The organism is Alcaligenes endophyticus (assembly GCF_026344035.1).
Classification (GTDB): Bacteria; Pseudomonadota; Gammaproteobacteria; order Burkholderiales; family Burkholderiaceae_B; genus Alcaligenes; species Alcaligenes endophyticus.
The window spans coordinates 151,618-171,911 of the sequence record NZ_JAPKND010000007.1 but is presented as its reverse complement, the minus strand read 5'-3'; the positions used below and the strand labels follow the sequence as shown (position 1 = coordinate 171,911).

The 20,294-nt window shown below is 49.1% G+C and carries 20 protein-coding genes; 7 read left to right on the top strand and 13 right to left on the bottom strand.

What is annotated here, in order from left to right; translation table 11 throughout:
* Positions 1 to 5 precede the first annotated feature (5 nt).
* The 3 genes from OSH01_RS13060 to OSH01_RS13050 all read right to left on the bottom strand — a co-directional run bounded on the left by OSH01_RS13060 (position 6) and on the right by OSH01_RS13050 (position 4,427).
* Positions 6 to 887, bottom strand: a complete 882-nt coding sequence (locus tag OSH01_RS13060) for a DMT family transporter (protein WP_266124554.1) — start codon at positions 885 to 887, stop codon at positions 6 to 8.
* Between the two features lie 127 nt (positions 888 to 1,014).
* Positions 1,015 to 3,000 (bottom strand): acetate--CoA ligase, encoded by a 1,986-nt coding sequence (acs, locus tag OSH01_RS13055; protein WP_266124553.1) that lies wholly within the window; start codon positions 2,998 to 3,000, stop codon positions 1,015 to 1,017.
* Positions 3,001 to 3,125: 125 nt separating this feature from the next.
* Complete coding sequence (locus OSH01_RS13050; protein WP_266124578.1) at positions 3,126 to 4,427, bottom strand: MFS transporter; 1,302 nt, start codon at positions 4,425 to 4,427, stop codon at positions 3,126 to 3,128.
* A 322-nt stretch (positions 4,428 to 4,749) separates the two neighbouring features.
* Between OSH01_RS13050 and OSH01_RS13045 the strand changes: the two genes are divergently transcribed.
* A complete protein-coding gene (locus OSH01_RS13045) occupies positions 4,750 to 5,484 on the top strand; it encodes a C40 family peptidase (protein ID WP_323177995.1) in 735 nt (244 codons plus the stop codon).
* A gap of 81 nt (positions 5,485 to 5,565) precedes the next feature.
* Complete coding sequence (locus tag OSH01_RS13040) at positions 5,566 to 6,447, top strand: spermidine synthase (protein WP_266124552.1); 882 nt, start codon at positions 5,566 to 5,568, stop codon at positions 6,445 to 6,447.
* A 39-nt stretch (positions 6,448 to 6,486) separates the two neighbouring features.
* Here OSH01_RS13040 and OSH01_RS13035 read toward each other — a convergent pair whose 3' ends face one another.
* From OSH01_RS13035 to OSH01_RS13025, 3 genes are all read right to left on the bottom strand, one after another.
* Positions 6,487 to 6,816, bottom strand: a complete 330-nt coding sequence (locus tag OSH01_RS13035; protein ID WP_266124551.1) for a DUF2325 domain-containing protein — start codon at positions 6,814 to 6,816, stop codon at positions 6,487 to 6,489.
* A gap of 195 nt (positions 6,817 to 7,011) precedes the next feature.
* Positions 7,012 to 7,953 (bottom strand): CysB family HTH-type transcriptional regulator, encoded by a 942-nt coding sequence (locus tag OSH01_RS13030; RefSeq protein ID WP_266124550.1) that lies wholly within the window; start codon positions 7,951 to 7,953, stop codon positions 7,012 to 7,014.
* A gap of 83 nt (positions 7,954 to 8,036) precedes the next feature.
* Positions 8,037 to 9,530: a CoA-acylating methylmalonate-semialdehyde dehydrogenase gene (locus OSH01_RS13025; RefSeq protein WP_266124549.1), complete on the bottom strand. Its 1,494-nt coding sequence runs from the start codon at positions 9,528 to 9,530 to the stop codon at positions 8,037 to 8,039.
* A 160-nt stretch (positions 9,531 to 9,690) separates the two neighbouring features.
* Here OSH01_RS13025 and OSH01_RS13020 point away from each other — a divergent pair, with 160 nt between their 5' ends.
* Positions 9,691 to 10,590, top strand: a complete 900-nt coding sequence (locus OSH01_RS13020) for a LysR family transcriptional regulator (RefSeq protein ID WP_376918107.1) — start codon at positions 9,691 to 9,693, stop codon at positions 10,588 to 10,590.
* Positions 10,591 to 10,601: 11 nt separating this feature from the next.
* On the opposite strand, the gene lptF is transcribed toward OSH01_RS13020, so the two are convergent.
* On the bottom strand, positions 10,602 to 11,705 hold the full coding sequence (gene lptF, locus OSH01_RS13015) for an LPS export ABC transporter permease LptF (RefSeq protein WP_266124547.1): 1,104 nt from the start codon (positions 11,703 to 11,705) through the stop codon (positions 10,602 to 10,604).
* 53 nt (positions 11,706 to 11,758) lie between these two features.
* On the opposite strand from lptF, the gene OSH01_RS13010 reads away from it, so the two are divergent.
* The 4 genes from OSH01_RS13010 (at position 11,759) to epsC (ending at position 15,627) form a co-directional block, all read left to right on the top strand.
* Complete coding sequence (locus tag OSH01_RS13010) at positions 11,759 to 13,267, top strand: leucyl aminopeptidase (RefSeq protein ID WP_266124546.1); 1,509 nt, start codon at positions 11,759 to 11,761, stop codon at positions 13,265 to 13,267.
* On the top strand, positions 13,268 to 13,693 hold the full coding sequence (locus OSH01_RS13005) for a DNA polymerase III subunit chi (RefSeq protein WP_266124545.1): 426 nt from the start codon (positions 13,268 to 13,270) through the stop codon (positions 13,691 to 13,693). It begins immediately after the preceding gene.
* A 92-nt stretch (positions 13,694 to 13,785) separates the two neighbouring features.
* The gene (locus OSH01_RS13000) at positions 13,786 to 14,487 is read left to right on the top strand and encodes a Bax inhibitor-1/YccA family protein (RefSeq protein ID WP_266124544.1); all 702 of its coding nucleotides are present in this window, start codon (positions 13,786 to 13,788) and stop codon (positions 14,485 to 14,487) included.
* Positions 14,488 to 14,715: 228 nt separating this feature from the next.
* Positions 14,716 to 15,627: a serine O-acetyltransferase EpsC gene (epsC, locus tag OSH01_RS12995; RefSeq protein ID WP_266124543.1), complete on the top strand. Its 912-nt coding sequence runs from the start codon at positions 14,716 to 14,718 to the stop codon at positions 15,625 to 15,627.
* A gap of 28 nt (positions 15,628 to 15,655) precedes the next feature.
* On the opposite strand, the gene rarD is transcribed toward epsC, so the two are convergent.
* From rarD to lepB, 6 genes are read right to left on the bottom strand one after another with little or no spacing between them, the layout of a single operon-like run.
* Positions 15,656 to 16,558 carry an EamA family transporter RarD gene (gene rarD / locus OSH01_RS12990; RefSeq protein ID WP_266124542.1) on the bottom strand — a complete coding sequence of 301 codons (903 nt, stop codon included), beginning with the start codon at positions 16,556 to 16,558 and terminating at the stop codon, positions 15,656 to 15,658.
* The gene (locus OSH01_RS12985) at positions 16,555 to 17,148 is read right to left on the bottom strand and encodes a PIN domain-containing protein (protein WP_266124541.1); all 594 of its coding nucleotides are present in this window, start codon (positions 17,146 to 17,148) and stop codon (positions 16,555 to 16,557) included. Before OSH01_RS12985 ends, rarD begins: the two co-directional genes overlap by 4 nt.
* Positions 17,149 to 17,171: 23 nt before the next feature.
* Complete coding sequence (recO, locus tag OSH01_RS12980) at positions 17,172 to 17,762, bottom strand: DNA repair protein RecO (protein ID WP_266124540.1); 591 nt, start codon at positions 17,760 to 17,762, stop codon at positions 17,172 to 17,174.
* Positions 17,755 to 18,642 (bottom strand): GTPase Era, encoded by an 888-nt coding sequence (gene era, locus OSH01_RS12975; protein WP_266124539.1) that lies wholly within the window; start codon positions 18,640 to 18,642, stop codon positions 17,755 to 17,757. Before era ends, recO begins: the two co-directional genes overlap by 8 nt.
* Positions 18,639 to 19,400, bottom strand: coding sequence for a ribonuclease III (rnc, locus tag OSH01_RS12970; RefSeq protein WP_266124538.1), 762 nt, complete (start codon positions 19,398 to 19,400; stop codon positions 18,639 to 18,641). Before rnc ends, era begins: the two co-directional genes overlap by 4 nt.
* The gene (lepB, locus tag OSH01_RS12965) at positions 19,400 to 20,284 is read right to left on the bottom strand and encodes a signal peptidase I (RefSeq protein ID WP_266124537.1); all 885 of its coding nucleotides are present in this window, start codon (positions 20,282 to 20,284) and stop codon (positions 19,400 to 19,402) included. Before lepB ends, rnc begins: the two co-directional genes overlap by 1 nt.
* Positions 20,285 to 20,294 lie beyond the last annotated feature (10 nt).

The window sequence follows — 20,294 nt, the reverse complement described above, 5'->3', positions numbered from 1 at the left end:
GTTACTTATCTACTGGCTCTTAGCATGGGCCAGTTTACAATTATCAGCCCAAAAATAATGCAGCTAATCCCTGCCGTTTCGGCCCAACTAGGGACCTCGCCCAAAAACAACCAGGCAAACACCAAAGTTAGTGCAGGCACCCCCAAACTAGATACCGCAGCAACACTCGCCCTTACTCGTCGTAATACTTCCATCCATAACAGCCACCCCGCACCGGTCGCAAAAGCCCCTAAATAAAGCAGTCCCAAAAGCGACTCAATTGTTAATATCGTACTTTGCTGTGGGATCATCAGACTAAGCGGCAAAGTCATCACCATGCCTAAAAAGCACTGCCAAACGGTGGCATTTAATAGATCCACTTTATGTCGCTGAAAAAGCATACGCGAACAGGTTGCCCCAAACGCCCAGAAAATTCCTCCCAGCACCGCCAGCATAGAACCTAGCATTCCCCCCATGCCCTGCCAGGGAGATAAGGTCAAAAGCAAACCCACCATGGCAGACGCCATGCCCAACCAATGCCTTAGCTCGGGCTTTTCTTTCAGCATCGCCCACGAGAACAACAATATCCAAAATGGCATGGTATAAGCCAATGCAGACATGTGACCAGCGCCCCCGTACATTAAGGCAAATTGGACAAGAATTTGAAAACCCACGCTTTGAAAAACAGCAACCCCTAGCGTCAACAGCCAAGGCGTGGGATGTAAGCGCCCCCCTTTTAATCGCTGTACTACAGCCAAAAATAGAAAAGCAAATACATAGCGGATGAAAACCATATCGATAGGCCCGATGTAACTGACCATCTGTTTCATCACCACCCAACTAAGGCTCCATAGCACGATCACTAGGCCAATTAGTCCTGCTGCCCCCCTATCCACCTCAGTTTGCAATCTATTCCCCTGGAAAAATGATCAGCCTATATCACCGAGGTGCTATCCTACGCCAAAACTCCTAGAGTAGAAAACGAAACACCCCATTACCAGTGATAATGGGGTGACAATTAACGACATGAAAAAATTAATAGGCGTCGGACAACTGCTCAAGAATCGCAGGATTTTCTAGGGTGGAGACATCCTGAGTAATCGCTTCGCCATTGGCCACAAAGCGTAATAAACGCCGCATGATTTTACCGGAGCGAGTTTTAGGTAAATTTTCACCAAAACGAATTTCTTTGGGTTTAGCGATAGGGCCGATTTCTTTGGCTACCCAATTACGCAACTCGGTTGCGATTCGCTTTGCCTCGTCTCCGGCGGGAACATCACCGCTAAGCACCACAAAGGCCACCACAGCCTCACCAGTAGTGGCGTCAGGACGTCCAACTACCGCCGCTTCAGTGACCAGCTCATGAGCGACCAAAGCCGACTCAACCTCCATTGTGCCCATGCGATGCCCCGAGACGTTTAATACATCATCAATGCGTCCCATAACCCAAAAATAGCCGTCCTGATCACGCTGAGCTCCATCACCAGCCAAGTAGTAGCCGTTCAGCTCGGCAGGAAAATAGCTTTTCACGAAGCGCTCCGGGTCACCCCAGATGTTTCGAATCATATTGGGCCAAGGCTTACGAATCACTAAAAACCCACCTTTACCGCGCTCTACCTCTTCGCCCGCTTCATCTACAATCGCCACATCCATGCCGGGAAACGCAAAACCGCATGACCCTGGCTTCAACGGTGTTACTCCTGGTAGAGGAGTAATGACATGACCACCGGTTTCTGTTTGCCACCAGGTATCAACAATAGGGCAGCGTTCCAAGCCTACATTTTCGTAATACCACATCCAAGCCTCGGGGTTAATGGGCTCACCCACTGAACCTAACAGGCGTAAGCTGCTTAAATTGTAGTGGCGAGGGTGGCATTCTGGCGTGTTTTCTGCCGCCTTAGTTAACGAACGAATAGCAGTTGGAGCGGTATAAAAAATACTGACTTGATGGCGCTGTATCATCTCCCAAAAGCGACCGGCATTCGGATAAGTAGGGACGCCCTCGAATACAACTTGTGTCAATCCAGCGGCTAAAGGACCATAAGTAATAAACGTGTGTCCAGTGATCCAACCTATATCGGCGGTACACCAAAACACGTCATCATCCTTCGCGTCGAACGTCCACTGCACACTTAACAAAGCACCTAATAAATAACCCGCAGAGGAATGCTGCACGCCTTTAGGTTTACCCGTTGAGCCAGAGGTATACAGTACAAAAAGCGGATGCTCAGCGTTAACGGCAACAGGAGCACACTCCATTGCCTGTCCGTCAACCACAGCGTCCCACCAGATATCACGACCATCATGCCATGCTTGCTCAGCGCCGGTGCGGGCATACACAATAACGTGCCTCACCGCATCGCACCCCCCCAATGCTATGGCTTCGTCCACTGCAGGCTTCAACGCTATGGATCGCCCACCACGACGCTGCTCATCGGCGGTAATAATCAAGCTGGCCCCTACGTCTACCGCACGTTCATGAAGGCTTTTAGAAGAAAAGCCGCCAAATACGACACTATGCGTCACACCCAAACGCGCACATGCCTGCATGGCTACCACAGCTTGAACAGACATAGGCATGTAAATCAGCGCACGGTCGCCCACCTTGTAACCTAGCGCGGTCAGACCATTAGCAAACTGACACACCTGATGATAGAGCTGGCGAAAACTTAATTTGGTGACCACGCCATCATCGGCTTCAAATATTAATGCTGTCTTATGCTCAGTGGGCGTACCCAAGTGTTTATCAAGACAGTTTTCAGAAACATTCAATTCTCCGTCAGCAAACCATTTATAAAAAGGTGCTTTCGTGTCATCTAAGGTTTGCGTAAAACCTGTCGTCCATTGCAGCTTCTCGCGAGCCAATTTAGCCCAATAGGCGGTGTAATCGGTATCTGCCTCGTTTACTAAAGCTTGATACTGCGCTAGGCCCGCAATAGAGGCCTGAGCCTGGAAGTCCTCGGGGACAGGAAAGACACGGTGCTCTGTCAACACGGACTCGATTGAGGACGCTGTGCTCATGGGTTTGACTCCTATTTTGAATGTAATTTGCGATAGCAAAACAAGCTTGTTTTCCCACCATTTTTTTTACACTCTACAAGCAAAAACTTACTGAATGCTGACAAAGCCACGTAAGCAAGACCTACTCACTCATGCTGGACGCTATCTGCTTGTTTTGCTTGGGCTCCGCGGGCAAAATCCATACCTCGCAGCAGTACTAAACCTGAAAGGAAAAAAAATGCGGTACACAACAACGCAAGGCGGTGATTCCCTGCAGTGACCCACACCACCAAACCATATGACAACGGCCCGCAAATTGCCGCCAACTGCACGGCAAAGGACCACAGCGCATAGAACTCTGCCAAACGATGAGACGGCGCGAGTACTCCCACCATGGCACGTCCGGCACTTTGGCTGCTTCCTATGCATAGGCCCGCAACACCAGCGGCTAGCCAAAAAGCCGTGATGGTTTGCGAGCTCACCGCAATCGCAATCATCAATAACCAGCCAACTAAGGTCACCGCTAAGGCACGCTTATGGCCAATAACATCTTGTATGTGGCCAAATCCTATTGCTCCCACTGCAGCAGCGATATTCACCGTGAAAATTAGCATCATGGTCTGTGCCATCGTGAAGCCCATGGCCTCGGTGGCATAGACGGCAGATAAAGTAATCACCACCGCTATGCCAGCCTGATAACTCGCCCCGCACAACAGCAAAATACGAAAATCAGGGAAGTTATGCTGAACATCACGCCACGAAACGCGCAATCGCGTTAAGACACCTTGGGTAAGCTGATGGTTAGGTTGACTGCGCTCGCGCAATAACAAAAATGCAGGCAAAGCTGCTATCGAAAACAACACAGCAGTTAAAACGGTAATCCAAGGCACATATTGCTCGGCCGTCCAGCCTAATGCACTGGTGCTAAGCAGCAGATATAAAGACAAACCTAAGGTCAGCATGCCGCCAAAATACCCAAACCCCCACCCCCAACCAGATACTCGACCTAGTGCATCAGGACGGGCCAGTTCAGGCAAAAACGCCGCGACTAACGACTCCCCCACACAATAGGCATAATTAGAGAACAGTATGCACAGCAAGGCGCCCACCACGCCCCCCGGAACGACAAAAAACAACAAAGCGGTGGCCACCACGCATACTACTGTACTAATAAACAGAACTCGACGTTTATGTGCTCTGGCATCAGCCCACGCCCCTATCGCTGGCATGGTGAGCATAATAAAAAAGTAAGAGAGCGATAAACACGCTGTCCAGGCTAGGGTGGCCCAATCCTCGCCGGCGGCGATAACGCCCACAAAGTAAGCGCTATACACACTGGTAAGTATGACGGTGGTATAGCCTGAGTTGGCGAAGTCATACATCGCCCACGCCCATAACTCGCGCAAACGGACACCATGATTAAGACTGTCCTGCAAGCGCTCACCCATGTACGACATAACATCCACTTCCTTTGCGCTACAGCGCTAACCCATCAAACGGTCTACGAGCTAAAAATGGAGCTCAAACATGTTTATTAAAGCCCGAAATAAACCGCTATCATTATTGGACTAATATATATCAAGTTATCGGTAAACAAGTCTTTACCTTGCGTGGCTCATCCGGTACACTTTTGAACTATTCGCGTCTGCTTATACATAGGCTATAGCCTAGTATTTCAGCCTTGATACCTATAAAACACTGTTACTGCAGTATCAATTGGCATCATGGTTGGGTTGACATAAGCCCCAAACTCTTAAAAAGTCTGGAAAAATGCCGCCACATCAGTTCCTGGGTTATGCCCTATTTCAACAGTTTTTTCAACGCAAACTCTCCTTAGGGTTACTCACTGCGGCAGTAATACTAACGGGTTGCGCCAGTACAGGTAGTCAACAAACCTCGATGCTCATTGACAGCGACTTCGCTGAGCTCGATGCCAACTTCGACTCCCAATATGATTTCTCCATCGAATCTGACCCCTTAGCAGCGTTATTAGCAAAACGTCACACCAGCGACATTGCCATTTTCCAAGGGCAATCACGACGCGGACAAAAGCAAAACTTTTCTACTCCTAACGATAACCTTGAGGCGATGGGCTTTGCCAATACTGCCCTCTCCTTTCTAGGCGTAAAGTACCGCATGGGTGGCACCACCCCTACTACAGGCTTTGATTGTAGCGGCTTAGTTTCCTACGCTGCCGAAAAGTCTCTAGGCCTTAAGCTGCCCCGTACCTCTGCTGATTTAGCCAAAGCCGGCGAATCCATCAAACAAACCGAGTTACAAAAAGGCGACTTAGTCTTTTTCAACACCCTTGGCCGTCGTTTCTCCCACGTAGGTATTTACCTAGGCGAAGGAAAGTTTGTTCACTCTCCCCGCACAGGTTCTGTGGTACGCGTAGAAAGCATGCACACCAACTACTGGAAAAAGCGCTATAACGGTGCTCGTAGATTGGCCGCTAACACGCCTGAAAGCACCGTAGACAGCCCCCGCCTACGCAGCGCTAAATAGGACTGTCACTACGAGCTTTGTTTTACCGATCCTACAATCTGGCCTAAGCTTAGGTCCAAACCTTGCTTTGGACCTCTCACCATGTCACGCGCCGCTTTGCGTATTATGCTGACCTTGATACTTATCAGTATCAGCCTCTACACCCTACAACTGTACAATCGCCCCAAACTACTACACAGCCAAGACTCTGCCTTTGGTGCTTTACTAGTATTTGAAGAAAATGGTGAGCGATGCATGAACTTTGAGTCTATGCATGACCTAGGCCGACAGAGCTGTATACGGCTGGCAAACCCCAAACAATTGGTCTTTGCGTATACACGCATGATGATGTCTGCCCTGTACTTAAACCCGCACCCTAAAAGCATTTTGATTATAGGTTTGGGTGGCGCGACCCTAGCCAATGCCTTGGCGGATATAGTTCCAAATGCGATTATTGATAGTGTAGAGATTGAGCCTGCCGTGGCTAATGTCGCAGAGCAATACTTTTATTATCAACCTGGCCCGCGTCAACGCCTGTTTATCGACGACGGACGGCGGTATGTAGAACAAGCCAAACAACAAGGGCTGCAGTACGACATGGTGATGCTAGATGCCTTTGATGTGGACTACATTCCCGTACACCTAATGAGCGTAGAGTTTCTACAACAGGTGAAAAGCATCCTGTCGCCCGACGGCATCTTGATTGCTAACACCTTCACCGACAGCACCTTATATCAACAAGAGTCTGCTACCTATGCACATGTGTTTGGGCAGTTCTTCAACGTAGAGTTAGATAATCGCGTGATTATCGCCGTGAACGGCACCCTACCTAACCTGAGTACTCTTGTTCATAATGCCACCGCCCTAGCGCCACAACTGACCCCAATAGGCATCAACCTAGAGGAGTCCTTATCCCTTTTCACGCTTTCCAACGTGCCGAACGATGATGTCCCTTTGCTACGCGATTTAACCGCCCCCAGATAACGTTCCGCTATCGCGCTTGCATCCGTGTTACTGGCTTACTTAGGATTGCTGTTTTAGGGGGCAGCTCTCACAATAGCCGCACTGCAGTAAAGCTTGTTTAATGCTGCAGACGGAACGACGACAAGCCATCACTTGAATGCCAGAACGCTGTGCCGCTGCGCGGAAAGTTTTCATCACATTATGTCCCAAGAAGTCTGTCAGCAAAATAAGGACATCCGTACCAGTTGGTAATTGCAAGGTTTTCTTTTGATGTGCGGGATCACGGCCACTAATATGATGTTTTATTTTTATGTTATGACCTTTTAGCAAATCGGGAATATTACCCAGGCGATCTGCTCCGACTACGACAGCACTAATAGATTGAGACATATACACTCCAGCAAGTTGATAGCTTAAGTTAACGATAATCATTCTTATTTGCATTGTCAACCAATAACTGCTCACTTCCTTTCCTTAACAAGATAAACTCATCTCGCACCCCATTTTTCAGCTATAAAAAAAGCCATATTTCCACCCTATGAAAATATGGCCATAACAACATGCCAGCGACAGCCTTCCGAATAACTAATTAGACTGCAACTCATCCATTGCATTTTGCACGACTTCACGAGTCAAGGCGGGCGCCAACATTTCTAGCAACACATAAATATAATCACGTAGGAAGGCACCTGCCTTTACCGCTACGCGAGTATGATGAGTGCCAAAAAGATGTCCTACAGGCAACCCCACAAGGCCTTTATCGCGTCTAGGATCAAACGCCACGCCAGCGATAATGCCTATTCCCAACCCCACATCGACATATGTCTTGATAACGTCCGCGTCAATAGCCTCAAGCACAATATCAGGCGTAATTTGCTTAGCGGCGAAAGCTTCATCAATAGAACGGCGCCCGGAAAAAGCATGGTCATAGGTAACGATCGGATATTGCGCCAAAATATCAATAGACAAGGGCTTATTCGAGGGTTGATCAGCCAAGGGGTGATCAGGTTTCACCACCACCGTGTGTTCCCAAGAGTACACAGGTAGGGCAAGCAGCCCCGGTGTAGACGATAGGGTCTCGGTCGCAATCGCCACATCCGCTTGCTCATGCAAAACCATTTGCGCTAAAGCGGGTGGACTACCCTCAGCCAAAGACATATGCACTTTAGGAAAACGACGACGGAACTCTGGAATGACACGCGGCAATAAGTAACGCGCCTGCGCATGGGTGCAAGCAATAACTAAAGAGCCCTCGTCACGACGAGCAAAGTCATCGCTGACCTGCTTTAGGTTATCCACCTCACGCATAATGCGTTCAATCACCTCGGCCACTGCCTCACCGGGGCGAGTCAAACCTTTAATACGCTTACCATGGCGCTCAAAGATTTTGATACCGAGTTCGTCTTCGAACTCAATAATTGCCTTAGAGACTCCTGGCTGCGAAGTGTAAAGAGACCGCGCCGCTTCGGTTAAGTTGAAGTTGCGGCGGATGGTCTCACGAACGAAACGAAATTGCTGAAGATTCATATAAAGGCCCCATGTATAAGGCCATTATATGGAATAAAGAATAGTTCGCTTATTATAAATAGTTATAAACTTAGCATTCTTATTTACTTCATACTAATCGTCGTATTCAATGTACGCGCATGTGCCTGCCAGCGTGCCGTGACAGTTTTTGTTTGCGTCCAAAAACTAATAGCTTGTTTACCATTAGGCCCCAAGTCTCCCAGTTTCGACGCTCTTGAACCTGTAAAGCTAAACCAAGCAACCGGTACAGGAATTGGGATATTAATACCGATCTGTCCCACATCAATCTCGTGCTGGAAATAACGAGCAACACCACCATCTTGGGTAAAGATAGAAACACCATTTCCATTGGGATTGGCATTAATAAACGCTACCGCCTCTTCTATCGTATCCACCTCTACCAATAGCAGCACCGGACCGAAAATCTCTTCGGCGTAGATTCGCATGGCTGGCTTAACAGCCGAGAAAATGGTGGGCCCTACAAAGTTACCCTGCTCATAGCCTTTAACTTGAATCTGGCGCCCGTCCAGCAATAATTCAGCACCTTCCTGCACACCCGACTCAATCAAGCCTTCCACCCGCTGGCGGGCTTGAGGTGACACTAAAGGCCCTAGATCGGCTTCACGATCAGTACCTGCATTCACCTTCAGTGTGTGAGCACGCTCTACTAACTCAGGTATCCATTTTTTGGAATCGCCCACCAACACGGCGACAGATAACGCCATACAACGTTGCCCCGCAGCACCAAAAGCTGCCCCCAGCAATTGATTGATCGCAACCTCTGGATCCACATCAGGCATAATCACACAGTGATTCTTCGCCCCCATCATCGATTGACAACGTTTGCCCGCGTTGGATGCACGACGGTAAATCTCTGTCCCCACATGGGTGGAACCAATAAAAGAAATTGCCTGCACATCAGGATGCTCGCACAGCCCATTCGCAATATCCGCTCCACCATGAACCACGTTCAATACACCTGGCGGCAGACCCGCCTCTAGCGCCAGCTCAGCCATTAATAAGCTCGCTGTAGGATCTTGCTCAGAAGGCTTCAGTACGAACGTATTGCCCGTCGCCACTGCCAAGGGGAACATAAAGCAGGGTAACATCACGGGAAAATTAAACGCGGTAATGCCGGCACATACTCCCAAGGGCTGGATCAATGTATAAACATCAATACCGCTGGCCGCATTTTCAGCGTATTCGCCCAACTGTAATGACACGATAGAGCAAGCATGCTCAATAACTTCTAAACCCCGCCCAACCTCGCCTTCGGCATCGGGCAAGGTTTTTCCATGCTCTCGCGTAATGGCCTCGGCCAACTCTGCACTACGTTCACGCACTAAACGCTGTAAGTTCAGCATCACGCGCATGCGCGCGCCTTGGCTGGAATGCTTCCAACTTTGAAACGCCTCCTTGGCATTCGCCACTACCGCATTTAACTCAGCTTGCGTACAAAAAGGTACCAACGCTACACACTCTTGCGTAGCGGGGTTAAGCACCTCGCGCCACTCCTTGGTGGTGGACTGCACACGCTGTCCACCCATCAACATAGGTACTCGTTGTATTTCACTCATTATTTGTCTCCACTCTATCCAGTAATCGACGACGTTCAGATTTTCCTGAGTAAGCAGGACTCAAGCCAGCATGTCAGGGTTCTTCTTGAGTGTAGTGATCCATTAGATAAATTACCATGTTGGTAAAAGCTCAATACTTGTTTAAAAAAGCACAACATAAATTATGGACTGGGACAATTTACGTTACTTCATGGAAGTAGCACGCTATCAACGCATCAGTGCTGCGGCCCTGCGCTTAGGGGTGCAGCACAGCACCGTTGCACGTCGTATTCAAGCACTAGAACAAACCCTAGGACTGTTGTTATTCAATAAATCAACGGTGTCGGGCTACACATTAACAGCGGAGGGACTGGGCCTGTTCGAGCGATTAGAGCCCATAGAAAGTAGCCTACATGCCACTCAAGAGGCCATGAGCGCCCAAGCTCAACAAATTTCTGGACACTTACGCCTGGCCTGCACAGAAGGCTTTGGTACTTATGTCTTAACCCCTTTACTCACCCAGTTTCAGTCTGCCCACCCAGACATTACTCTCGATCTACTGACCATGCCTCGCCACATTAGCTTGCCGCGTCGTGAAGCTGATATTGCCATTGCATTAGAGCGGCCCGAGCGCGGGCCATACTGGTGTACTCGTCTGTGTCACTACGAATTGGGGATTTATGCCCATCGCGACTATTTGGAAACACAGGGTACGATCGACACGTTAGATCAATTAGAGGGGCTACCGTTTATTGCCTACGTAGACGACTTACTCTTTAGCGAAAGCCTTAAGTATTTGGGCGAATGGATCAGGCCACAAGATATACGCCTGCGCTGTACTAGCCTTATCACTCAGTACCACGCCGTACTCCAGGCGAAAGGGCTCGCGATACTCCCTTATTTTTTAGCGAGAACAGACCCACGCCTACAACCCGTACTGGCGACTCAGGTCAAACTGACACGTAGTTTTTGGATGTATTGCCACGAGGAACTGCGCCACACCACCCGAGCCCTACTGTTGTGGGATTTTCTTAAAACACAGGTTCAAGCGCAGCACAGCCTATTGCATTCCCAACCTTAAGCAAAGAACGCTTATGGAGACTGACGCGGCGCTTTAACTCTGAGCTTAAACCACATTAAGGTAAGCGTTGCCATGAGAAACAACACATGCACCAGCCAGACCCCGATGTCAAAATCCAACTGACCACGCACTATCCAGCCGCGCGATAGGTTAATAAGATTCATATAAAGCAAGGCGATTAAACCAGCAGCTAACAGGTTACCCGAGCGTCCTAATCGGGGATTCACCGCACCTAAGGGAATGGCCATCAGCGCCAGGTTCAACGCTGCAATCGGCAATGCCAAGCGCCACATAATTTGTGCCTTAGCCTCAAGCGTATCATCTGTGAGTAAACTGGCGGTCTGACGTCCTTTAATTTGTTGCTCTGCTCGTAACCGGATCGATTCCTCTGTGTTGGCACCGTCTCGACTTTCTAACCGTAAGCCATAGCGGTCGAAATTCACTATCCGTACCTCGGTTTGCCCTGGTTTGATGTCATAACGCTGGCCTTGGGATAACACCAGAAAGCGATCGCCATTTTCCTCCTCTTGCATGCTTGCACTCTGAGCGGTCACTACACTTAACCATTCTGAGTCCAGTACTCGAGCCACAACACTACTGAGTTCCTCGCCCTCTTGCTCAGGGCTGTCAGCATAAAAGACTCGTTCACCACCGTTTGACTCAATAAACTGACCTGCGGTGACCTTACTGAGATCAGAGCGTTGCTCAAAACGCTGCCGGTACTCATCTATCTGACGGTACGACCAAGGCGATAAAAACAACGTCAACACGGCGATTAACACGACAAACGGTACGCCACAGCGTAAGACAGGATTAAACCAATCGCGCAAAGAAAGCCCACTGGTGAACCACACTACCATTTCAGAATCTTTAAAACTGCGGGTCACGGTAGTAAGTACAGCAATAAATAGAGAAACAGCTAAAATGATGGGTAGTGCTGTCACGCTGGAAAAGGCAGCCAGTCCCAGTACTACGTCTGGACCTATATAACCGTTAGCCGCCTCACCTAATAGGCGCACTAGCAGCACACTGAGCCAAACCACCAGTAAAGTGGATAACACCACCCCGGCATGGCTAAGGATTTCAGAGACTGCTGACCGTTTAAATAGAGACATGAGACAATTTACGGGATAATGAAAATAAACTTGTGAACCTAAGGATACATAGAATGGAATTTAGCACACAGACCTCTGTCTCTTTGCATCAAATCAAAACCACTGCACTTGCTGTGGGCGTATTTGCAGACGGTGTACTTAGCGCTGCTGCTGAAGTGCTAGATCGAGCATCAGAGGGCGCCATCAGCGCAGTCATCAAGCAAGAGTTCAAAGCTAAGACAAATACGCATCTGGTTTTACGCTCCCTGTCTGGTATCAAGGCCGAACGCGTTATTTTAGTCGGCTTAGGCCCGCAAGAGGAATATAAAACAAAACAACATAAAGAAGCCGAAACCCAATTTGCGTTATATTGCCAGCAAAGTGAAATCACCGATGCTGTTTCTGCTTTAGCCAGCACACACATAGATGCAAGCACGTTACGCGAGCGCTGCCGCAACGCCGCTTTTAGCGTTACGCAGTCTCTCTATCGCTACACTGCGACCCTTAGCAAGCCCAAGCCTGAAGCCAAATTGAAAAAATGGTCAAGCTGGGTACCGCGCACCCAACAAACTGAAGCACGTGAGGGTTTAGCTGAAGGTCAAGCCATGGGCGCAGGCAGCAATCTTACGCGTACCTTAGCTGATCTGCCGCCAAACGTCTGCACCCCAAGCTACTTGGCCAAAACGGCAAAGGAACTTGCCAAAGAGTTCAAAACCTTAAAAGTGGAAGTACTTGAGCGCAAACAACTGGAAGCGCTGAAGATGAATTCTTTCCTCTCAGTCGCGCGTGGGTCTGACGAGCCGCCAGTATTTATTGTGCTGAAATACTCACCAGCCAGCCAAGCAAAAAACAAAAAAGCAGCCGACCAATCTGGCCCTATCGTATTAGTGGGTAAAGGTCTCACCTTTGACTCGGGTGGTATTTCTATTAAACCGTCTGCCAACATGGATGAAATGAAGTATGACATGGGCGGCGGTGCAAGCGTACTGGGAACTATGCGTGCGATTGCCGAACTGAATCCAGAGCGTGAAGTGATTGGTGTCGTCGCTGCCTGCGAAAACATGCCTAGCGGTAAAGCCAATAAGCCCGGAGATGTCGTCACTAGCATGTCGGGACAAACCATCGAAATTCTTAATACCGATGCCGAAGGCCGCTTAGTGTTGTGCGACGCTCTTACTTACGTAGAACGCTTCAAACCGGCTATGGTCGTGGATATTGCCACCCTTACTGGCGCATGCGTAGTCGCTTTAGGTCACGTTAACTCCGGCCTGTTCAGTCAAGACGAGGAGCTTGCGGCAGCACTTTTGAGTGCAGGACGTCAAACAGGCGATACCGCTTGGCGTATGCCCCTCGAAGAAGCTTACCAAGAGCAATTACGATCTAACTTTGCTGACATGGCTAACATCGGTGGTATGCCAGGAGGCTCAGTTACAGCTGCATGCTTCTTGGCTCGCTTCACTAAAGCGTACCGCTGGGCACACCTAGACGTTGCTGGCACAGCCTGGCGCAGTGGCAAAGACAAAGGCGCCACTGGCCGTCCTGTACCGCTATTGACGCAATTTATCTTAGACCAAACAAAATAAATGACACGTGTCGATTTTGCATTCGGCGCTCCAGAACGCTTACGCAAGGCCTGCGAGGTCGTGCGTAAGCATTATGAGGCTGGCCGCCCACTGCAAATATACCTTTCCGATACACGGCTACTACACCGTTTCGATCGCCTTCTTTGGGGGTTTGAGCCTAACGCTTTTATCCCCCATGTTTTCATTGATGACCCCGTAGCACAAGACACACCCGTGCTACTAACCCACCAAGCACCCAAACCACAAACTCCAGACACATGGTTAGTGAACTTAGATGATCACTGTCCACCAGGCTTCGAACAATTTAGCCGAATACTGGAGATTGTTTCTGAACGGGAGACCGACAGACAAACCGCAAGGGAACGCTGGCGACTTTACCAAGCAGCCCAATGTGAGCTGCATTCGCACGACCTGCGCGGCCGATAGTAGCCAGAATAATCAGTATTAAAACTTGATTATTCAGCTAATTGTCAGTTATGCTTTACATTGCAGATTATTTTTCTTGCCAAGGATTTATCATGAGCGAATTTCGACCCAGCCTGCCTGAGCAGAGCAACCATTACGGCTCCCAGTCGCTGGTAGCCCGCAATCGCGTCCTACGCAACACCTATTGGCTTTTAGCCGCATCGCTAGTGCCTACCATCCTAGGCGCTATGTTGGGCCTGCAAACAGGCATCAACCGTATCATGGGTAGTAGCCCAGGCATGAGCACCATTATTTTTCTAGTCGGTGCATTTGGCTTAATGTACTTGGTAGAGCGCAACAAAAACAACTCAATGGGTATCGCCTTCCTTATGGCGTTTACCTTCTTCATGGGAATTATGCTATCCCGTGTACTAGGGTTTGTTTTAGGCATGGGCAACGGCGCGCAGTTGGTGATGCTTGCCTTTGGAGGCACAGCAGCAGTATTCGGTGCCATGGCTACCGTGGCCAGTACCACGAAGCGTGACTTCACAGGTATGCAAAAATTCCTGTTTGTAGGCGTCGTGATACTGATCGTTGCTGCTGTGGCTAATATTTTCCTGCAATTGCCAGCACTAATGCTCACGATCTCCGTCATGGCGATCGGTATTTTCTCTGCATTTTTGTTGGTCGACTTGCAACGTGTTATTAATGGTGGCGAGACCAATTACATCTCCGCTACCTTAGCTATTTATTTAGATCTCTACAACATTTTCAGCAACTTGCTGGTCCTGTTGGGAATCACTAACCGCGACTAGATTCAGATCTGCTCTAGCAGGTCAGCCAAACGACCCTAACCCCGTCGTACTTTTAAACCTGGTTACGATTTACTCGTCACCAGGTTTTTTTTATTTTACGCATTCATAACCAGGTTTTCCTTCTGCCTATAGTAGGCTCTACGCTACTACTCGTCTTAAAATGATCGTTATCCTTGATTATGACAATACGTCCAAGAAAGCATTTATATATCGGAAACCAGTTAAGCAATGAACCACTTTGATATTTCAGATATCGTAAACGGCCTCAGACTCGCCCGCGACGATTGGCGTCAATCTCAAGATCGACTGCGCGACACCGAAGGACGGGAGTTCCCATCACGCATCGCGCTCAATACCACCATGGAGCAGCTTAAAGGGGCTTTATTTCCTATGCGCCTCGGCAGCCCAGAACTGCGCCGCGAAAATGAAGACTATTACGTGGGCTACACTCTTAGTAAGGCTCTTAGCACATTGGTTGATCAAGCATGCATAGAACTGGGACGTCACCACACTGTCGCCGAACAGGTGCGCGAGCAGGCCTGCATTGCCATACGTAGCTTCTCCGAAACATTGCCAGAACTACGACGTATTTTAGACATGGACGTACAGGCCGCCTATCAAGGCGACCCGGCTGCGCGTAGCGTGGACGAGGTTTTACTATGTTATCCAGGCATAGTAGCAATGATTCATCACCGCATCGCCCACAGGTTATACACACTAGAACTACCCTTGCTGGCACGCATCATTGCTGAATTGGCACACTCTCAAACCGGCATAGATATTCATCCAGGCGCTCAAATCTCTGAAGCATGCTTTATCGACCACGGCACTGGCGTGGTCATAGGCGAAACCGCTATCATCGGCCAGCGAGTACGCATCTATCAAGCCGTTACCCTAGGCGCTAAGCGCTTTCTCAAAGATGAGCATGGCCATCTACAGAAAGGCCAGGCTCGTCACCCCATCGTGGAGGACGACGTCGTCATTTACGCGGGTGCGACCATTTTAGGAAGAGTGACTTTAGGCCAAGGGTGCATTATTGGCGGTAATGTTTGGATTACCGATGATGTACGTCCAGGTCAAGTGGTGACACAGGCAAGCTTGCTACAGGACCCATCCAAGCCGCCCAGCTACCCCAACTAACCGCTAGGCCTGCACACAAAAGCAGGCCTTACTTTTTATGGGGTGAGTAACGAGCTGAATTGTACCAACGCCAGCCGCCCTCGAGCATGACACACAGCACTGCCAGCCAAATCGGTACGTAAGTAAACCATTGCGCACCACTAATTGGCTCATCAAGCAGTAAAAACGCCACCCAAAACAGCAACACAGGCTCTACATAGCCTAATATGCCAAATAAACCTAAGGGCAACAGTCGGCTTGAAGCGAAGTAACAGGCCAAAGCAACTGAACTAATTAGGCCGAGCAAAGGCACTTGTAGCAACAAAAGGCTGTGCTCACCAAAGACAGATAAGACTGAGGGCTGCCGTGCAACGACGATCCACAAGGCGGGGAGCAATAAAAAGCAAAAATCGAACCACAAGGAACTGATAGAACTAACGCGTAGGTAACGACGCAACATGAAATACGGTGGATACCCTACTACGACCATAGCAGTAACCCATGACACGCCCCCCATCAGCCATAACTCGTGGGCTACACCCACACAAGCACAAGCCACTCCTACTTTTTGCATGATGCTTAATTTTTCTTTGTAAAAAATCGCCCCGACTACCACCATGGCTAGCGGCAGCAGAAAGTATCCCAAAGAAACGTCTAAACCCCTTTGATGTATGGGTGCCCAAACAAAAAGCCATAACTGTATCCCCACCAAAGCCGCCGCTACGCCTAACAGTAGAAACAAAACTGGACTTTTTAACATGCGGCGCTGTACCCACACCACCTCACGCCACCGCCTAGTGCGCGTGATAATGACGGCGGCAGCAGGCAATCCTAAAATAACTCGCCATGCAAAGATATCCTCACCCGTCAGGGGAAATAAAACCGTGGCGTAATAATACAGTAGCGCAAATAAGGCTGAAGCCAGTACAGACAACAATACGCCTTGCTTCATGCCACCGCTTCCTGCTGTTTATAAAACTGCGCCAAGCGAAATAAGCGATCACGGCGTAATAACTCGTTGGTGGGTAAAGCCTGGGCCTCTGGGGTGACCATCAGGCTGGGTAAGGTATGTAACACCGCCAACATCGCTTGCGGCTCACTTATCGCTAGACGATACAAATACTCATCAGGCTCATAGAGCCCTACCCCAACGCGACGTAACTCAGAACGATTAAAGTCTTTGATATTACGGGTCACTACCGCTACAGACAGCTCCGGCCATTGCGCTTGCGCCGCCCGAGCGGCAGCAATCACATGCCAGTCTTTAGGATCACTGTGACGCAACCCTTTTTTATACTGCTCGACCACCCCCAGATTGGCACTAGGGAAAGCCCGCTCTAAATCAGCCCATTGCTGTTCGATACTTTGAGGAAAATACTTCCACAGTTTGGCTGCATTTCTTTGCCATTCATCGGCAATGACATCACTCCACACCGGGGTTAGATACGACTGTTGGGCCAGTGTTAACAACAAACGGCGCAGCACGTTAGACAACAGCACACAAGTGTCTAAAACCAATACAGAAGCGAGTGGAGTGGACATGGGTATCTAGAGTGAGAGAGAGATTAATAGCGCTGTAATTGCATCAGCACACTGCGGGTATGTAAAGGACGCCCCAGCAAGCTATTAAGTCTTTCCCGCAATTTGACACGCAATGCAGGCTCAAGCTGAGAATCATCAAAAGTGGGGGCAGGCTCATCGAACCCGTACCCGGTTTCATTCAATAATATCCATTCAAAGCGACGCAATGCCCACGCTACAGGGGGCCTAGGCGTTTGAGCCATATCGACTAAAGCAGAGTCATAGGCGTCGAACAATACAGGGTGGGGATCTTCGCGAGGCAGCAAACGAATCAAAAGCTCATTCATATACCAAGCGGACATCCAGGCACTTCCCCGCAGAGCGCGAATACCGTAACACTCTGCACGCGTGAGTGTTTTAACTTCATTGGCCCCGGTCCAACTTAACAGCAAGGGCTGAAAAACGGATAGCGCTGGCCGTAACGTGGAGTGGGGCCTTTTAGCCCCCTTAGCCACGAGCGGGATAATACCGTAATCGCGGGTAAAGCTTTGACATATCAGCGAAGTTTCACGCCACGCGCTGGTATGCAAGATAAAACCAGTAATATCCTGAACTCGGACTCTGGCTTTACTCATAACCTAATTCGCGCAATGCTGCCTCACGATCCGACCATCCTTTACGTACTTTGATATATACATCTAAATAGACGGACTTATCCAAGAGCTTGGCGATATCTTGACGAGCTTCGGTAGCAATACGTTTCATATGCATCCCTTTAGCACCTAGCAAAATAGGTCTATGACTCTCTCGTTCGACCAAAATGCAGGCAGCAATCCGTGCGCCTTCGTCGTTTTCTTCCCACTCCTCAATGACCACTGTGCAGCCATAAGGCAACTCATCACCAACGAGACGAAAAACCTTTTCGCGCAATATTTCAGCCGCAATAAAGCGCACCGAGCGATCAGTGATGGTGTCCTCATCAAACATAGGCTCGCCCTCAGGCAAAAAGCCAGCAATCTGATTCAACAATAAATCTAGTTGTATTTCCCGTGCCGCACTCACAGGTATCACAGAGGTATAAGGAAACAATTGACTTAAACGAGCTATATAAGGCAATAGCTCATTTTTACTTTTGAGCGCATCTACTTTATTAATCACTAAAATAGTCTTGCCATTTTTAGGCAATATTTCAAGTAGCTTCTCATCTGCCGCAGACCATTTTCCAGCCTCGACCACATGCAGTACCACATCAACATCAGTGAGGGCCTGAGTGACCACACGATTCATCATGCGATTCATCGCCCCGCCATGCTGCGTTTGAAACCCTGGGGTATCGACAAAAATGATTTGATCTTGCTCGCGCGTCAATACACTATTGATGCGATGGCGAGTGGTTTGCGCTTTACGCGATACGATCGATATTTTGCTACCAATAAGCGCATTGGCTAAGGTAGATTTGCCGACATTAGGACGGCCTACTATAGCCACAAAACCACAACGAAAGGGCTCACTCAACGGGAATTCTCCTGGGGTACCGCTACCGGTAAACGTAATTGTGTAGAGCGGCGTTGCCTAGACTGGCGTGCCGCGCGAGCGGGAAACTTTAGTTCCAATTCGGCAATAGCTTGGGTTGCCGCTGATTGCTCGGCGGCGCGACGGCTTGAGCCGCTCGCGCGCACTAGGATCTCTAACTTGGCGATACTGCATTCGATATCAAACATTTGATCATGAGCAGCACCGTGAGTTGCGACCACCGTGTAAACAGGCAAATCCAACTTACGTCCCTGTAGCAGCTCTTGCAACAAGGTTTTGGGGTCTTTACCTAGGGTTTTCGGATCTACATCAATCAACAATGCTTCATACTGACGACTGATGACACGCTCGGCAGCATCGAACCCTGCATCTAAAAATACAGCGCCAAAAATAGCTTCTAAGGAATCCGCCAAGATTGAGGGACGCCTAAACCCGCCACTTTTTAACTCACCTTCGCCCAAGCGTAAATAATCAGACAGACTCAGACGCTGGGCAATATCTGCGAGCGCTGACTGTTTCACCAAATTAGCCCGCAGGCGCGACAAATCACCTTCGTCAATCCGATCAAAGCGTCGATATAGCATCGAGGCCACAACAAAATTCAAAACTGAATCACCCAAGAACTCGAGTCGCTCGTTATGCCGTGCACTATGGCTACGATGCGTCAACGCTTGCTCGAGCAAGGAAATATCAGTAAAAGAATAGCCAATAACGGCTTCAAGCAAATCCAGACGTTTCATTAGTGAAAGCGCCCTATACGTCCCAGTTCACGGAAGTTCATCCAAATAAAAAATGCACGACCCACGACATTCTGGTCGGGCACAAAGCCCCAATAACGACTATCTAAACTATTGTCGCGATTATCGCCCATCACAAAATAATTACCTTCTGGAACCGTACACGTCACCCCGTCAGGGTAATATTCGCAGGCATCCCGATGCGGAAACTGCACAATAGGCATTAGAGCCTGAGGAGAGCTAGGGTTCAGCAATATATTATGTTGCACAATGCCCAGTTCTTCTAGGTAACGCCCTATATACATCGTACGATCAGGTTCGTAAAAATCACCATTACGAATTTGCGGCACCCGCTCACCATTTATAAAGAGCTCTTTATTGCGATACTGCACGGTGTCACCCGGCAAGCCTATCACTCGCTTAATATAATCAAGCTCGGGTTCGACTGGATACTTAAATACAATAACATCGCCCCGCTGCGGCGAACCTAAAGCAAGCACTTTAGTACCCAGGATGGGAAGGCGTATACCGTAATCAAACTTATTCACTAAGATTAAATCGCCGTTTTGCAGCGTAGGTAGCATTGAGCCTGACGGAATGCGAAACGGTTCAACGATGAATGAGCGCAGCAAAAAGACAAACAAGATAACCGGGAAAAAACTCACCCCGTACTCGACCCACCATGGCATGCGCACCGCCCTTTCATAGGCTTCTTGGCGCATGCGCTCAGTTTCCGCTTGGTCGATACCGGCCAAATCAGGCACAGCAGCACGTGCTGCGTGAGCCTTGGCGCGACGACGAGCACGTAAAAAGAAGCGGTCTAGGCACCAAACAAAGCCCGTGACGACCAATAACACAAATAAAATCAGAGCAAAATCCCAGCTCATTTGCTTCCTT

What these genes read in the sequence shown, in the direction of transcription:
- OSH01_RS13040 (WP_266124552.1), top strand. Translation starts at nt 5,566, where the DNA reads ATGTCACGCGCCGCTTTGCGTATTATGCTGACCTTGATACTTATCAGT.
- OSH01_RS12985 (WP_266124541.1), bottom strand. Translation starts at nt 17,148, where the DNA reads ATGTCCACTCCACTCGCTTCTGTATTGGTTTTAGACACTTGTGTGCTG.
- OSH01_RS13025 (WP_266124549.1), bottom strand. Translation starts at nt 9,530, where the DNA reads ATGAGTGAAATACAACGAGTACCTATGTTGATGGGTGGACAGCGTGTG.
- OSH01_RS13005 (WP_266124545.1), top strand. Translation starts at nt 13,268, where the DNA reads ATGACACGTGTCGATTTTGCATTCGGCGCTCCAGAACGCTTACGCAAG.
- lptF (WP_266124547.1), bottom strand. Translation starts at nt 11,705, where the DNA reads ATGTCTCTATTTAAACGGTCAGCAGTCTCTGAAATCCTTAGCCATGCC.
- recO (WP_266124540.1), bottom strand. Translation starts at nt 17,762, where the DNA reads ATGAGTAAAGCCAGAGTCCGAGTTCAGGATATTACTGGTTTTATCTTG.
- OSH01_RS13035 (WP_266124551.1), bottom strand. Translation starts at nt 6,816, where the DNA reads ATGTCTCAATCTATTAGTGCTGTCGTAGTCGGAGCAGATCGCCTGGGT.
- lepB (WP_266124537.1), bottom strand. Translation starts at nt 20,284, where the DNA reads ATGAGCTGGGATTTTGCTCTGATTTTATTTGTGTTATTGGTCGTCACG.
- OSH01_RS13045 (WP_323177995.1), top strand. Translation starts at nt 4,750, where the DNA reads ATGCCGCCACATCAGTTCCTGGGTTATGCCCTATTTCAACAGTTTTTT.
- OSH01_RS13000 (WP_266124544.1), top strand. Translation starts at nt 13,786, where the DNA reads ATGAGCGAATTTCGACCCAGCCTGCCTGAGCAGAGCAACCATTACGGC.
- OSH01_RS13010 (WP_266124546.1), top strand. Translation starts at nt 11,759, where the DNA reads ATGGAATTTAGCACACAGACCTCTGTCTCTTTGCATCAAATCAAAACC.
- OSH01_RS13030 (WP_266124550.1), bottom strand. Translation starts at nt 7,953, where the DNA reads ATGAATCTTCAGCAATTTCGTTTCGTTCGTGAGACCATCCGCCGCAAC.
- rarD (WP_266124542.1), bottom strand. Translation starts at nt 16,558, where the DNA reads ATGAAGCAAGGCGTATTGTTGTCTGTACTGGCTTCAGCCTTATTTGCG.
- rnc (WP_266124538.1), bottom strand. Translation starts at nt 19,400, where the DNA reads ATGAAACGTCTGGATTTGCTTGAAGCCGTTATTGGCTATTCTTTTACT.
- epsC (WP_266124543.1), top strand. Translation starts at nt 14,716, where the DNA reads ATGAACCACTTTGATATTTCAGATATCGTAAACGGCCTCAGACTCGCC.
- OSH01_RS13050 (WP_266124578.1), bottom strand. Translation starts at nt 4,427, where the DNA reads ATGGGTGAGCGCTTGCAGGACAGTCTTAATCATGGTGTCCGTTTGCGC.
- acs (WP_266124553.1), bottom strand. Translation starts at nt 3,000, where the DNA reads ATGAGCACAGCGTCCTCAATCGAGTCCGTGTTGACAGAGCACCGTGTC.